Origin of the sequence: Mediterraneibacter gnavus ATCC 29149, assembly GCF_008121495.1 — a bacterium.
GTDB lineage: Bacteria > Bacillota > Clostridia > Lachnospirales > Lachnospiraceae > Mediterraneibacter > Mediterraneibacter gnavus.
The window spans coordinates 815,593-829,142 of record NZ_CP043051.1 but is presented as its reverse complement, the minus strand read 5'-3'; the positions used below and the strand labels follow the sequence as shown (position 1 = coordinate 829,142).

At 34.4% G+C, this 13,550-nt stretch carries 12 protein-coding genes; 7 read left to right on the top strand and 5 right to left on the bottom strand.

The window, feature by feature from the left end:
• Window positions 1–328 precede the first annotated feature (328 nt).
• The 6 genes from FXV78_RS18430 (at window position 329) to FXV78_RS04015 (ending at window position 7,395) form a co-directional block, all read left to right on the top strand.
• Entirely contained in the window at window positions 329–451 is a 123-nt protein-coding gene (locus FXV78_RS18430) for a hypothetical protein (RefSeq protein ID WP_266453373.1), read from the top strand.
• 70 nt (window positions 452–521) lie between these two features.
• Window positions 522–1,913 (top strand): PapB family radical SAM/SPASM ranthipeptide maturase, encoded by a 1,392-nt coding sequence (papB, locus tag FXV78_RS04035; RefSeq protein ID WP_004223636.1) that lies wholly within the window; start codon window positions 522–524, stop codon window positions 1,911–1,913.
• The gene (locus FXV78_RS04030; protein ID WP_004223634.1) at window positions 1,897–2,910 is read left to right on the top strand and encodes a S41 family peptidase; all 1,014 of its coding nucleotides are present in this window, start codon (window positions 1,897–1,899) and stop codon (window positions 2,908–2,910) included. The genes papB and FXV78_RS04030 overlap by 17 nt, the downstream gene beginning before the upstream one ends.
• Window positions 2,907–4,670 (top strand): ABC transporter ATP-binding protein, encoded by a 1,764-nt coding sequence (locus tag FXV78_RS04025; protein ID WP_004223632.1) that lies wholly within the window; start codon window positions 2,907–2,909, stop codon window positions 4,668–4,670. The genes FXV78_RS04030 and FXV78_RS04025 overlap by 4 nt, the downstream gene beginning before the upstream one ends.
• 18 nt (window positions 4,671–4,688) lie before the next feature.
• On the top strand, window positions 4,689–5,435 hold the full coding sequence (locus tag FXV78_RS04020) for an ABC transporter ATP-binding protein (protein WP_004223630.1): 747 nt from the start codon (window positions 4,689–4,691) through the stop codon (window positions 5,433–5,435).
• 19 nt (window positions 5,436–5,454) lie between these two features.
• The gene (locus FXV78_RS04015; RefSeq protein WP_233447350.1) at window positions 5,455–7,395 is read left to right on the top strand and encodes an ABC transporter permease; all 1,941 of its coding nucleotides are present in this window, start codon (window positions 5,455–5,457) and stop codon (window positions 7,393–7,395) included.
• Between the two features lie 138 nt (window positions 7,396–7,533).
• Here FXV78_RS04015 and FXV78_RS04010 read toward each other — a convergent pair whose 3' ends face one another.
• From FXV78_RS04010 to FXV78_RS03990, 5 genes are all read right to left on the bottom strand, one after another.
• On the bottom strand, window positions 7,534–8,463 hold the full coding sequence (locus FXV78_RS04010) for a S1 RNA-binding domain protein (RefSeq protein WP_004223626.1): 930 nt from the start codon (window positions 8,461–8,463) through the stop codon (window positions 7,534–7,536).
• A 25-nt stretch (window positions 8,464–8,488) separates the two neighbouring features.
• Window positions 8,489–10,495: a VirD4-like conjugal transfer protein, CD1115 family gene (locus FXV78_RS04005; RefSeq protein ID WP_004223624.1), complete on the bottom strand. Its 2,007-nt coding sequence runs from the start codon at window positions 10,493–10,495 to the stop codon at window positions 8,489–8,491.
• Window positions 10,485–11,591 (bottom strand): hypothetical protein, encoded by a 1,107-nt coding sequence (locus FXV78_RS04000; RefSeq protein WP_004223623.1) that lies wholly within the window; start codon window positions 11,589–11,591, stop codon window positions 10,485–10,487. The genes FXV78_RS04005 and FXV78_RS04000 overlap by 11 nt, the downstream gene beginning before the upstream one ends.
• A gap of 139 nt (window positions 11,592–11,730) precedes the next feature.
• Complete coding sequence (locus FXV78_RS03995) at window positions 11,731–12,396, bottom strand: DUF6100 family protein (RefSeq protein ID WP_039959582.1); 666 nt, start codon at window positions 12,394–12,396, stop codon at window positions 11,731–11,733.
• A 7-nt stretch (window positions 12,397–12,403) separates the two neighbouring features.
• The gene (locus FXV78_RS03990) at window positions 12,404–12,934 is read right to left on the bottom strand and encodes a DUF5697 family protein (protein WP_004223618.1); all 531 of its coding nucleotides are present in this window, start codon (window positions 12,932–12,934) and stop codon (window positions 12,404–12,406) included.
• A gap of 398 nt (window positions 12,935–13,332) precedes the next feature.
• Here FXV78_RS03990 and FXV78_RS03985 point away from each other — a divergent pair, with 398 nt between their 5' ends.
• The gene (locus FXV78_RS03985; protein WP_004223616.1) at window positions 13,333–13,506 is read left to right on the top strand and encodes a plantaricin C family lantibiotic; all 174 of its coding nucleotides are present in this window, start codon (window positions 13,333–13,335) and stop codon (window positions 13,504–13,506) included.
• The last annotated feature ends 44 nt before the right edge of the window (window positions 13,507–13,550 follow it).

Sequence of the window (13,550 nt, the reverse complement as noted above, 5' to 3'; positions counted from 1 at the left end):
ACTAAAAAACGCAGCTTGCACCAGAGAAGAGGCATTCCCTGGAAAGCTGCGTTTTCGCTACATATAATTTTGACAGTATCATTCTAACATGGGTAGATTTCCCTGTAAATCGCAGAAGTGTGCCAATATGTGTCATCAGTCAGAAATAAACGGGACACGATTATACCAATTAGTCAAAAAAAAGGGCATTTTATACAATAAATAAAGACAAGAAATTAATTGGATTATATGATATATGCAACATCTTCGAAGAATGTTAAAAATCAGAAAGGAGGATACGGTATGAAGGCTATAAATAATGCTGCCAAAAATAAAGAAACTTTAACATGTGCATGCAACAATTGCGATCCAAAAGACGTTTGCTACTTATGTGATGTTAGAGACCATTGTCAAACATGTGATTCTGAGTGGTGTAGTCCGTTTGTTGGCGATAAAGATTGATTTGGTGTAAGAAAGAAGAGGTCTTACATTCTTCGGAGGTAAGACCTCCTCTTTAATAATATTAAAAAGAGGAAAAAAGAATGAGTATAAAAAATATTATTGAGGCATTTCCTTATAAAATTGTAGAAGTAAAAGGGAAGAAATATGTTTTTGTAGGATATAACTCTGCTATTTTTGAACTGGACGAAGTTGACAAATTTATCTTGGATAATTTACCAGAAAGCCTTGAGAATATTTATCAAAAGGCTAGGATAGCGTTTAATAATATTACTATTGAAGCACTAGAAAATAGAATTATAGAGATGTCAAAGAACTTTATAATTAAGAATAATGATGCAGAAGAAAAAGTTGAAGAAATGAAAAAGACATATTCATGGTCGGGAAATCCAGATACAGTGATACTGATGTTATGCCAAGAATGTAATTTAAGGTGTAAATACTGTTATGCCGGGGATGGAGAATATTCTAATCCAGGAATTATGAAATACGAAATTGGTAAAAAAGCAATTGATTTTATAGCAGAATTCTGTGGGGAGAAAGAGCAATTTAACATAATTTTTTTTGGTGGAGAACCATTAATGGATTTTCGTAAATTAAAAAAACTTGTTGAATACGCAGAGTACGTAGCAAAAAATAAGGGTAAAACTGTAGGATTTGCAATTACTACCAATGGAACATTACTTACAGAAGAAATAGAACACTTTTTGATAGAAAAGCGATTTAATATTACTCTGAGTTTGGATGGAGGTGAAGAGGTTAATGATGCAAACCGCTTTTATGCTAATGGAAAAGGAGCATATAATAGCACCGTTTCAAAAACTGAGAATTTAAGAAAGAAGATTGCTGTAGGAGTGAGAGGAACAGTTACTCATATTGATATGGATTTGCTACAACGATGGAAAGACTTAAAAGAATTGCACGTGAAAAATATAAATTTTTCTCCGTCTGTGAATATGATGGATGATCAAGATTATGAAAAAATGATAACAAGTTTTTTTGAATCTATTGATGTGTATTGTCAAGCAATTCGGGAAAAGAAATACAATGAAATAAAAACCATGGGGTATGTAGGGAAGATATTTGATAAATTGAAGAATGGCGGTGTCAGGCTAAAGAATTGTGGTGCAGGAAATAACATGATTGCTGTTGATAAAGATGGAAATCTGTTTCCTTGTCATAGATTATTACCCTATATTCATTATAAAATGGGAGATATTTTTACAGGATTAGATAAAGAAAAATGTGGTGAACTTGAACAAGAAATGATGATAGCAAATTATCCAAAATGTCAAAAATGCTGGTTACAAAGTTTTTGTTGTGGTGGATGCATACAAGAAAATCTTGTGATGGAAGATAATGCAAATCAACCATATTACAATTACTGTAAATATATGGAAGAAGTGACAGAATACGCATTGAAAAAATATTTACAGTTAGTTGCAGAGGGAATTATAAATGTATCACAAAACTGAAGAGTTTTTAAAAGTATTGGATCAATTTGTTGGTAGTTATATTCAGCATTCCCAGAATCCTAAAAGAGCAATGCATCTAATGAACCGTTTTTTTAAAATTGAGGATATATATTTTCACATGGAACTAAAAAAACAGCAGAACGATATGATGCGGTGTGTTGAAGAGAGTGCAATAAAATGGAGCATACATAATCATACAACTGTGTATATCAATCAATTACAGTTAGAAGCACAACATTTTCAAAAATCCATAGTGGATTTATTGAAAAATATGGAAGTTAGCAATGTAAAAGTAGCTGTTTTAGATTTGAGAAATAATTGCGGTGGTAAGTTAGAAAATGCATTGCTTTTTTTAGGAGCATTTGATTCCAAACATAATGTCAATATTATTATGGATGATAAATCAAAAGAAAAGATTTTACTAAACACTGTACAAAAACAACAAATAAATTTAGATATATTAAAATGGATTATATTGGTTAACAGAAATACTATATCAGCAGCAGAGCTAATTGCGTTAGCACTCAAAGAGGAAAAAAAGGCCTTGCTTATAGGAGAGAAGACATACGGGAAATCAGAAATACAAAAAAATATGGTTATGGAAAATATAATAGTTAAATTTACTGTCGGGAAATTTTTTGTTAAAAATATCGATATATCTAATAGAGGTATACAGCCGGATATAGAAATTTCAAATGTTGGTTTAGACTTATATAACCAGTATAAAAAAATAAAAAGTGGAATAGCACAATATACAGAATATGTTATTTTTGTACAAACTGTATTGAAAAAATTGGGTATGTATGATGGAAAAATTACTGGTATATACGATATAGAAACGATAAATAGAGTAAAAGAATATAGAAGAATAAAAGAGATTAAAGAAACAGATTTTATTACGGATACTTTGCTAGAGGCATTATATTTTGATTTAGAACAGGTAACAGATCACCAAATGGCAAAAGTAGAGGAAATCGTTATGGGATGTGAAAAATGAGAGGATTTATATATTTTTTTAAGTTTTCTTGGAGTGCAAATAAGAAATATATTTTTTCTGTAGTGTTAAAAACCATATTGAATAGTTTGATTGGTTTGTCAATTTTGATATTACCTCAATATCTCATTGATTCAATAATAACAAGAGAATTAAGAAATATTATATTCTGGACTATTTTGGTTGTTTTGACAAATTTTTTAGGGAATATAATTATGGAATACTTCAATGCTGAAGTATATATACAAAAAAATATTGTATATAATAAGTTTCAATTATGGTTTGCAGGAAAACAGGCAGATGCCAGATATGAATATATAGAAAGAGATGAGGTAAAAACTTTATACGAGCAAGGATGTAAATATATCTATGGTTTCCAAGGTAGCCAGGGTTTTGGGGTGGCTTTTGAAACATTTTTTGAGCTCTGGGGATATATTTTTATAGCAGTCAGTGTTGCGATAATGATTGCCTATATAAATATATTTTTAGTGATGCTAATAGTAGTTATAGTTTTAATAGTTAGTTGTATAAGAAACAAGGTAAATAAATTGGTGTATCAGACTAATATGGAAAAAGTTCCATTTGAAAGGAAAGAGAATTATTTTAAACTATTATTTTCTGATTATAGATACGGAAAAGAAATTAGACTGAATAATTTAAAAGAATTTTTTCTTAGAAAATATGATGAAAATTTGGCACAAACTAATTATTACTATGCTAAAAATATTAGAAGATATAAAGGAATGACATTTATAAATTTGTTATTAAATTGTATACAAGACATTGCAGTGTATGCAGTATTAATATATCGTGTATTAACTGCGGCCATTACAATAGGAAATTTTACAATGTATTTGAATGCTATTAATAAGTTATCTTCAAATTTAGTTTTGATAACAAGGTCAATATTAAAGATTAAAGAGTTTTCTCTGTATTATGATTCATTTGAAAAATATTTGAATATTATAGAAGAGAATAGTGAAAGTATAACGCTTACTAAAAGTGAAAAAAAAGATGAAAAATGTATTGAGTTTCAAAATGTATACTTTAAATATGCAGATAATCAAGAATATGTATTAAAAAATATAAATTTGAAATTTGAAATTGGTAAACATATAGCGATTGTTGGTAATAATGGTTCTGGAAAATCGACATTAATAAAATTGCTATTAAGATTATATAAACCCACGTCGGGAAGAATTCTTTTAAATGGAGAAGACATACAAAATATAAATAAGGAAGAGTATTTAAAAAGACTCGCCGTTGTATTTCAAGATTATAAGCTATTTCCATTATCTCTTAAAGAAAATATAGTATTCGGAGAAAAATGGGAAAAAGAGGATTTAGACGAGATGTTAAAAAATTGTGAGCTAGATGAATTCTTAGGCAAATGTGAACAGGGATTGGAAACACCATTATCACGTGAGTTTGATGAAAAAGGAATTGAGCCATCGGGTGGAGAAGGGCAAAAGATATGTTTAGTTCGTGCATTGTGTAAAGGTGCAGACATTTTAATACTTGATGAACCTACGGCAGCACTTGATCCGCGTGCAGAATTTGAAATTTTTAAATTGTTTAAGGAGGCAATTAAAAATAAGACGGCTATTCTTATTTCTCATAGATTAGGGATGGCGAAATTGTGTGACAAAATTATTGTTCTTTGGAAGGGGGAAATTGTAGAAGAGGGGACACATGAAACTTTGATGGACCAAAAAAATATCTATTATGAGTTATATATTAAACAGGCACTATGGTATAAATAAAAAGTTAGGAGCAGGGATATGAATACAATTTTAGAAGTGAAAAATTTAAAAAAGACATATAATAATTGTGGAAATGAAACAGAAGTTTTACATAATATAAGTTTTAGAGTGGATGAGGGTGAATTTGTTTGTATTATGGGGGCATCTGGATCAGGAAAAACTACTCTTTTAAATTGCATATCGACAATTGATAGTATTACATCGGGAGAGGTATATTTGGATAACAAAAATATGAGGAATCTAAAATCAAAAGATTTATCAGCTTTTCGAAGAAAAAAAATAGGATTTATTTTTCAAGATTATAATTTGATTGATACGTTGACTATTTTTGAGAATATTGCCTTGGCTTTAAGTATTAATGGAGTGAAAGAAAAAGAAATAAAAGAAAGAGTTATAAGTATATCTAAAAAATTACAGATTGATAGTGTTTTGCAAAAATATCCGTATGAAATTTCTGGAGGACAAAAACAAAGATGTGCATGTGCTAGAGCAATTGTCAATGAACCTGTATTAATATTAGCTGATGAACCAACAGGAGCTTTAGATAGTATATCATCTAAAAAACTTATGGAATTATTAAGTTATATGAATTCTGACTTGAATGAAACTATAATAATGGTTACACATGATCCAGTATGTGCTAGTTATGCTAAGCGGGTAATCTTTTTAAAAGATGGAAGTATATATCAAGAATTAAGAGATGACAAAAAACCTTTACAATATAATGCTATTATTCAAACCATAGAAAGACTGGAAGAAAGGTAGAGGAAAAATGTATTTTAATTTGGCAAAGAAAAATATTATTCGTGATTGGAAAAATTATTTGATTTATTTTGTAACGGTTACATTAGTCATTATGTTGATGTATTCGTTTTTAACATTATCTTTTTCGAAAGATATTATTGTGATGTCTGAAAATATGGAAATGTTAAGTTTGGGTATAAGTATATTATCAATATTCGTAGCCTTAATAGGTGGATTTATGATAAAACACGCAATTAATTTAGTACTGTTACGGAGAAAAAAAGAAATTGCATTGTATTTTCTTATGGGAATGGAGGAAAATACTATTATTAGAATTTTTTTGTGCGAAAATTTTTTAATGGGTAGTGGAGCTTTTATTTTAGGATGTATATTGGGAGTGGGGCTATCTATTATTTTGAAAAACTTGGCTTTAGGTATATTTGGTTTTCCAATCATGTATTCTATAGAAATATCCGCAAAAGCTATTTTTTTAACTACAATTTTATTTTTTGGAATGTTTTATTTTGGCCTTAGAAGTTCAATTGTTAATATAAAAAAGAGCAGTATATATACACTGCTATATGATGAAATAAGAAACGAAAATATAAAAATTAAGAAAGGGAAAATGCTTGGTCGTTTACTTCTAATTGTTCTTTTTGAAGTAGGAGGTCTTTTTTGCATAAAAAGGGTATTTAGTATCCAAACAAATTTTGCGATTGTTCTTTTGATTATAGGTGTTTTGTTATTGTTAAGTGGGATTTTCTATTTTTATAAATTATTTCCGGAAATATATTCCTATATTATGAAAAAGAGAACAAGATGGTTGCTTAAAAAAACGAATTTATTTCTTTACGGACAAATTTCTTCTAAATGTAAAGCTGCTGGAAAAATAATGGCAGTTACATCAATGTTATTGTCAGTGGCATTAGTTACGTTATTTTCGGGATTAGTTATGGGTGAAGGATATAAAGTAAATTTGAAATCAGAATATCCATTTGATGTAGCAGTTGCCATAGATAGTAAAGTTCAATCTTTTGACGAAGTAGTAAAATATGTTAGTAATAGGGAGAAAGTAAAGGAGTCTTTTGAATACAATTTATATGAATATCCGGATATCTCTAATAAGATTGATATACTAGGAATATCCGATTACAATAAATTACGAGAAATATTGGGACTAAAGAAGGTTAATCTTGAGCAGGGGCAGTATATCGTACATTGTGATACATGGAAATATATTGATACTATAAGAAATAATATAAAACAAGCTCCTGTAGTAGATATAGGGGGAAAGAAATTAGAAGGAAGTTGTAATAGAATATATGATGAACCTATGGAGCAATATAGAATGACAGGGACTAATGGTTATGCATTAGTAGTTCCAGACATTATTTTAAACAACTTAGAAACACATAAATCAAGGCTAGTCATAGATATTATTGGCGAGGGAAATGAATCACTTAAAAGTGAGTTAAACCGTTTTATAAGAAATGAATGGAATCCACAAATAGATATAGTAGGAAATGAAAGAATTACTATGAGTTTATCAGTGCAAGCATGGGGAATAAAAAATTCATTAACAGGATTTACAACATTTGCTTTTATAGGTTTGTATTTGAGTGTCATTTTTATTATTTTTTCTGCGACATTACTTGCATTTGAACAATTGGAAAGAGGTAAAAATAGTAGTAAATATTATAAAATATTACAAATGCTAGGAGTAGATAATACAAATTGTAAAAGGCTGGTATTCAAAGAACTTGCAATATTCTTTGGAATTCCAATGTGTTTACCGCTGATTTTATTTGTAATAGTAGCATTAGGTGCAAATCAGATGTTTGGAGAATATATTTTAAAGATAGGAGTTATTCCAAGATATATATTGGTAACATTAGGAATTTTTGCTCTTGTCTATAGTCTTTATTTTTATCTGACATATATACTTTTTTCCAGAAATATAGTAGATAATACTAATCCTTGATTTAGGAAGTATAATTCGAGAGGATTTCAAAATGCCTGGATGATTGTAATTTGGTTTATATAGAGAGAACATAGTACTCTTAAAATTTTATATAGAGAGTACTATGTTCTTAATTCTTTTTTAGAGGAGACTATCTATTTATAAATTCTGTTTAATAATCCGAGTGATAATTCCCACTGCAACATTCCGATCTTCGTCAATATGTGTCACAACAAAGGACACCTTATCTTTCTTCCCAACGGTGCGGCTGTCGTAGCAACTGTGAGCAATGGCGTTGACACCCAATTCTAACCGGACAAAAACAGTTCCTTTGTGGATGTCTTCCACCGTGCCGGCATATTTTCCCTGTACCCGACAATTTTTCAGGTTTTCTTTGCTGGTGTTGCCTTCCACGCTTTTTACATCTGCATGGATGGAGAGCGTTTCCGGGGAATCTCCCTGGATAGTTAAGATCCGGACCAGAATATGTTCCCCTACCTGGAATCGTTCCCTGGCATCACCCAGCCAGTCAAAAGACAGATCTCTTGCAAGGATGGAAGTTTCTACACCAAAGATTTCTGCCCGGACTACTTTTTCAGCAACGGCAATGACTCTGGCCTGCACAATACGGTCTTCGTGGATTTTAGTCTGTCCGGAAGAGTCCTGATCAAAATAGAAAATCTGACGTTTCTTCAGCATAGCATCTTTCCGGCTGGCAACGATGCTTCTGGATTTGGTATCCAGTCCTTTGATTACAAAGTCGATTTCACAACCAAGCATATTGTTAAGGACTTTGTTCTGTCTAAGAGAGAGATCTCCGTAATCATGAGTTTCATCCTGGATCAGATTGATCATCATTTCCGAGATAGGGATGACTGCCCGATAATCTTTATAGTAAATAATTGCTATTAAGCTGCCGGCTTCGGTCTTTTCAATACCGCCCAGAATGCCGGTGAGAATTTTCCGGGTACGATAGGCATTTTGGATGTCATGCCAGATTAAATCCGCTTTTGATTGAGCAGTTTCTAATACAGTATCGGAATCAAGAGTTAAAATAGGGGTGTTCAGGTTCATTGTTTCGTTTGCCATAAATATGATCTCCTTTCAAATTGTGTTATGACATGATGGAATCTTTATCTAAAGGAACCATGCCAGAGTCGGGGGAATCTTCTATAAAATTTTCCTGAAGTAAATCCTCCATAAAATCATCGGGAGTAGGTTCCTGATAAACGGGTTCGGATGTAAAATGTGGTTTCTGTTTTGCTATTGACGCAGAAGATGAACGACGTTTCCTTTTGGCTGATCCGAATGAGGGCTGTGGTCGATAATCTGTTTCTTCCAAGGACCCATTTTTGCGCCATTCAGGTATGTGTTCCGATGCTTTTCTTGGTGTCAACTTTTTGGCATCTGGATGCAGGGTATAATCGTACTTTTCTACTTTTAGGACTTTTTGCCCACGTAGGATAACCAAAGCAGTATCAAGCGGGAGCCGCAAGATTTCATCTGGTGTTAAGAGTTTCCGCTTGCCGATAGATTTTGTCTGCCGGTATTCTGGTGTATAGTCGGATACCCGCCAGCTATTGAGCTGCTTGGCTTCGCTGCTTACCCCTACGGTTACATCGCCGCTGCGGTTACTGATAAAGGTAGCAGTAACTTCATCTGTGCAGCCCAAAAAGAGCTGGGTGTCACAGTTGCCGATAATTTCCTGCCATTGGTTATAAGGATAGCGGTTCTGCATCTGGGGTAAATTCTGAAAGATGCAGGAAATGCTGAGATTCCGGCTTCGGATTACACTGATCTTCTTATTCAATTCCAGGATAGCTCCGGTGTTAGCAAGCTCATCAGCCAGTATATGTACAGCAACAGGAAGTTTTCCTTCTTCTCCATATTTATCTGCATAACGGACCAGTTTGATGAAGATGAAGGTCATAAACAGGGAAGATAAAAAATCGAAGGTGCTGTCCTGGTCTGAGGTAATGCAAAAGTAAGCACATTTCTGTTTCCCTGGAAGTGTCAGATCAATCTCATCATAAGAGGTAATCTGCCGAATGAGTTTATTCTGAAATACCTGAAGTCTGGCACCCAATCCGATAATAACTCCGCTTCGCACGGTATCACTGGCTTGTTTGTAGATGCAGTAAGGAACTTTTGCTGGATGGGACACTGGGAGCAGATCAAAAAGACTGTTCAGCTCCTTTTCGGAACTCATAGTCAGCAGCTTATAAACCTGTCCAATATTTCTGGCTTCCGGCGGAAAGCCCTGATCCACATAGAGAACCAGGGCTTTTAGCAGGTTCATCTCCGCATTATCCCAGAAATGATCTCCTTTTCCGGAACCTGTATTCTGGATAATGACATCTGCAAATACTTGAGCCATCGTTTCCTGTCCATTGATTTCACCCAGACAATTCCAACTATCGGAGTTTTCCGGATTGACCAGATTAAATGCTTTTACTACATAGCCCTCGTTTTCCAGATAAGCAGACATGCTTTCATAGAGTTCGCTTTTGGGATCGGTAATGATTAAACTTTCCCCGGAAGCGTTGTTGCCTTCCTGTCCTCTGGCGACACACTGGAAAATCATATTCCTGGCAAATGCCCTGGATTTCATGGAACCACTGGCACCATAAACGGCAATATTTTTATTCATTCGTGTCTTATATGGAAGACATACAGCTTTGCCATTTAATTTTCCTAAAATGGTTCCTTTATTTTTCTTTACATCTCCGGTCAGTTCCAAAACTTTCATCATTTCATCTGGAGTCATGAATCCGGATGTACCGTAGGTTCCTTTTGTAGAGTAATTTAAGTTCCGGTCATGGTCACTAATCTCCCCGTTTCTGTCATATCCCATACGCATAAGTAAAAAAGTAAGAAGCCCAAAGAGAACCAGGCAAAGAAAAATCCCATACAAATTGTATGGGAAATCGGTAAGGGCAGTATGAAAGCAGACCAATGGGTGTAAAGAAGCTGCTTGCGGATAGGTTCCGTTGCCGGCAAAGTTTCCAGCAGAAGTCCATTCCTGATAGTTTTTAATAAATTGTGCTGCGTATCCTCCGGCATACAGAGTGCAGACGCTTATGGGAAGCAAAAACAGGAACTTCCACCATTTACGGTTCATTGAAAAACCTCCTTTTAAACTTTTGAAAATCAATGCTGGAGAAATGTATATCTGCAGTTAGGTATTTTTTCAGGCAGGGAAGCTGAAAGTCAAAGCAAATCAGGTTCCCGGATAGCCCATATACATTTAATCCAGTATTGAAGCGGTTGATACGCTGCATGTCAAAATCATACGCAAGCAAAATAGGGTTTTCCTGGCTGTCTATTCCATCATGTTCAATTGGCAGATCCTCACGCTGGGGAAAACAGTCGGACAGTAGTAACTGATTAAGCTGCATCATACGCTGGGGTTGTACCAATAAACGGAGCAGGTATTCTCCGTAGCTGTTATTGGGCAGGAAATAGAAGTGTTCATACGCAGTATCCAGCATGAACAGTGTTTTTTTGTATCCCCCGGTACTGGTAAGGAGACGGAAAGCCATATCCATATCACTGCCGGTCATGATGGCATAAACGGTAGGCGGGCCATGGTAAGGAAGTCCTTGAAGATAGTGCTGCAAAAAAGCATTGAGTCGGACTTCCGTTTTGTATTCCCATTTTAGAAGTGTATTTCCGGTATTATAAACAGCATAGACACAGTGAGGAGCCATCAGGATTCCCATACTACGGGAATTTTTGATTTTAGTAGTGGATGCTCCAAGATTTTTTATTTCCCTAGAAGAGTAAAACAGAGGTAGGCTTCGCATAGGAAACGTAGCCGCTTCGCCGGATTCAGAAAAAAGCAGGGGCTTTTCATCTGGAAAGAATGGGATTCCAGCATGGGAAAGCGTCAAATAGGTTTCTGCTTTTTGATGAAGTCGCAGCCGTCTTGGTAATTCGCTACGTATGAGGTTGGTTTCTGCATTTCCGGTTAAATAGTTTTGAAAACGACAGGAATTTTGCGAAAGCAGCAGTTCTTTTGCCCGTTTGGTAAGGCGATAACCTCGTAGGCCATCTTTATAGTGTGTTCTTATAAGCTTACTCTGCTTTAAATCTGTAACCACCTTCTCTGCATAGGAATCACTCTCAATCAATCTGTTAAGCTGTCCGGAAGGGAATTCCCCACATAGTCCAACCATTTCCAAAAGCTGATATTTTATAGAATCGGTTTTTATCAAATAAGCATCACCTCAGTTCGATTTTTACCTATGACAGCCTATACTTGGGTAAAGTAAGGGCGGTATTAAGCATAAAAAATGCAAAGAATATGGCTTCTTTGCAGAAAAATTACCTATATCGGAAAAAGAAAGAAAAATATCAGGAAATTTCCGATATGGTTTTGATAGACGATTTTCTATTTTTCAGCCAGCCAGGAAAGATTTCCGGTTCCATTACAAAGATAACGGTGTGATCGTAATTCCCCAGTTCTGTAGTGTGATAGGAGTCGCAAAAGAGTCCCGTATCATCAACCAGAACATAGGAAGCGATAGTATCTAAAATCTGTTTAAACTCCAAATTATCGTAATCACGTATTCGCTGTAAAGAAAGGTTCTGGTCATAAATTTGACTGAAACAGACAACACATCTCTTATATAATGGAATGTAGTGTTCGGTTACATAAGTCTGCAAGGCAAGGTTTAATGGCTCATGTAGAAAAGCGGTGTTGGTTCGCAATTTACGTTTGGGCAGTAGCCCTGGCATGGTAATGGAAAGAACACTATTTGAAAAAAAAATTTTGATTCCCTGCACAGCAGCGGCTTGTTTCAGATAGTCTGCCTTTCTAGTATCAGTTGTGGTATATACCAGATTTCTGAGCTGACAGGCGATCCTTTCAGAGCGTAGGGCAGCACTGATACTCAGCTCTTCGTATTTATCTGCATACGCTTGAATATCTGTTGTTTTCAATGCAAAAATAGTGTTGTGAAGTTTCTGGACTTCATCATCAATGCTCTGTAAACGGTTAAAAACAGTTTTGGTGTTCATACATACCTCATTTCTTTGCATAATAGCTGACAGATCCGGTAGTAGAATCCACAAGGCAGAAGGCAATTACACCTTTAATGTGAAGTTTTGCAGCCTGTTCTTCTTTTTCCAATACAACCAGACGTTTCGCATCGTTCTTTGGCTGGCTTTCCATAACATGGTTGATAAGATATTCCTGTTCCTGGGGAACATAGAGGACTTCATACCACTCATCTTTAGAGAAAAAGTTCAGTTTTATCGGAAATTCACCGTCAGTATGGTATACAATGGCTTTTTTGAAGTCCAAAAGCACCCAGAAAGAGGCAATCATGCCATAATCAGGGGTGTTTGCAGACTCTTGACTGTCGCAGAGAATACCATTTTCTTTATCATGGACAATTCGTTTTTGTTTTACCAGACTGGTAATCAGAGATTTGATAGAATCTCTGTTTTTGGGAAAGAGCCTCAAAACCTGTTCATACTGCAGTGTGTGGTAAGTTGTGATGAACCGGAGCAGTTGAGCCCCTTCCCCTTGATAGATTTCATTTCTTGTTTTCATGGTTATTTCCCTTCATATTATAATAGGAAGTTCTACCTACGCTGTACGTACAGAATACGTTCTATTTTAGGGGAAGTACACTGTACGTACTGTGTAAGTATTGGCTGCTGTCAGCGAAAGGTTTACAGGTACAAAAAAAGCACCGATTAAGGTGCTGGAAAAAATAGGAATACTATAAGCAATACCTATTGTAACATGGGTAAAATTACCCTTCAATCGCAGAAGTGTGCCAAGTTGAGACATACTTAGGAAAAAATAAGGAATGTAGAAAACCAATTAGGAAGAAAAAATGTCAATTTATACAAAAAATAAAGACTAATTTTTGAGAAGGACTATAATGAAATCAAGATACTTAGGTATCGAAAGACCCTAGTTCTAAAGAAAGGATGGTAGATATTATGAGAAAATTTGACAGAACAAATATGAAATATAACAATCCGGCTGGAAATCTTTTGACAGAATTAGAAGCAGCAGATTTGACAAGTAACAAAGTTGACAGTTTAGGTTCATCAGGTGTGGTTTGCACAATTTCTGTTGAATGCGGAAGTATTTTTACACTCGCTTGTTGCTAACTAATTAAAGTTGATTTTAGAACTAGGGTCAAAATTTATAGGAA

Coding starts and splice junctions, on each gene's coding strand:
- FXV78_RS04020 (WP_004223630.1), top strand. CDS start 4,689: ATGAATACAATTTTAGAAGTGAAAAATTTAAAAAAGACATATAATAAT.
- FXV78_RS04010 (WP_004223626.1), bottom strand. CDS start 8,463: ATGGCAAACGAAACAATGAACCTGAACACCCCTATTTTAACTCTTGAT.
- papB (WP_004223636.1), top strand. CDS start 522: ATGAGTATAAAAAATATTATTGAGGCATTTCCTTATAAAATTGTAGAA.
- FXV78_RS04030 (WP_004223634.1), top strand. CDS start 1,897: ATGTATCACAAAACTGAAGAGTTTTTAAAAGTATTGGATCAATTTGTT.
- FXV78_RS04005 (WP_004223624.1), bottom strand. CDS start 10,495: ATGAACCGTAAATGGTGGAAGTTCCTGTTTTTGCTTCCCATAAGCGTC.
- FXV78_RS03990 (WP_004223618.1), bottom strand. CDS start 12,934: ATGAAAACAAGAAATGAAATCTATCAAGGGGAAGGGGCTCAACTGCTC.
- FXV78_RS03985 (WP_004223616.1), top strand. CDS start 13,333: ATGAGAAAATTTGACAGAACAAATATGAAATATAACAATCCGGCTGGA.
- FXV78_RS03995 (WP_039959582.1), bottom strand. CDS start 12,396: ATGAACACCAAAACTGTTTTTAACCGTTTACAGAGCATTGATGATGAA.
- FXV78_RS04025 (WP_004223632.1), top strand. CDS start 2,907: ATGAGAGGATTTATATATTTTTTTAAGTTTTCTTGGAGTGCAAATAAG.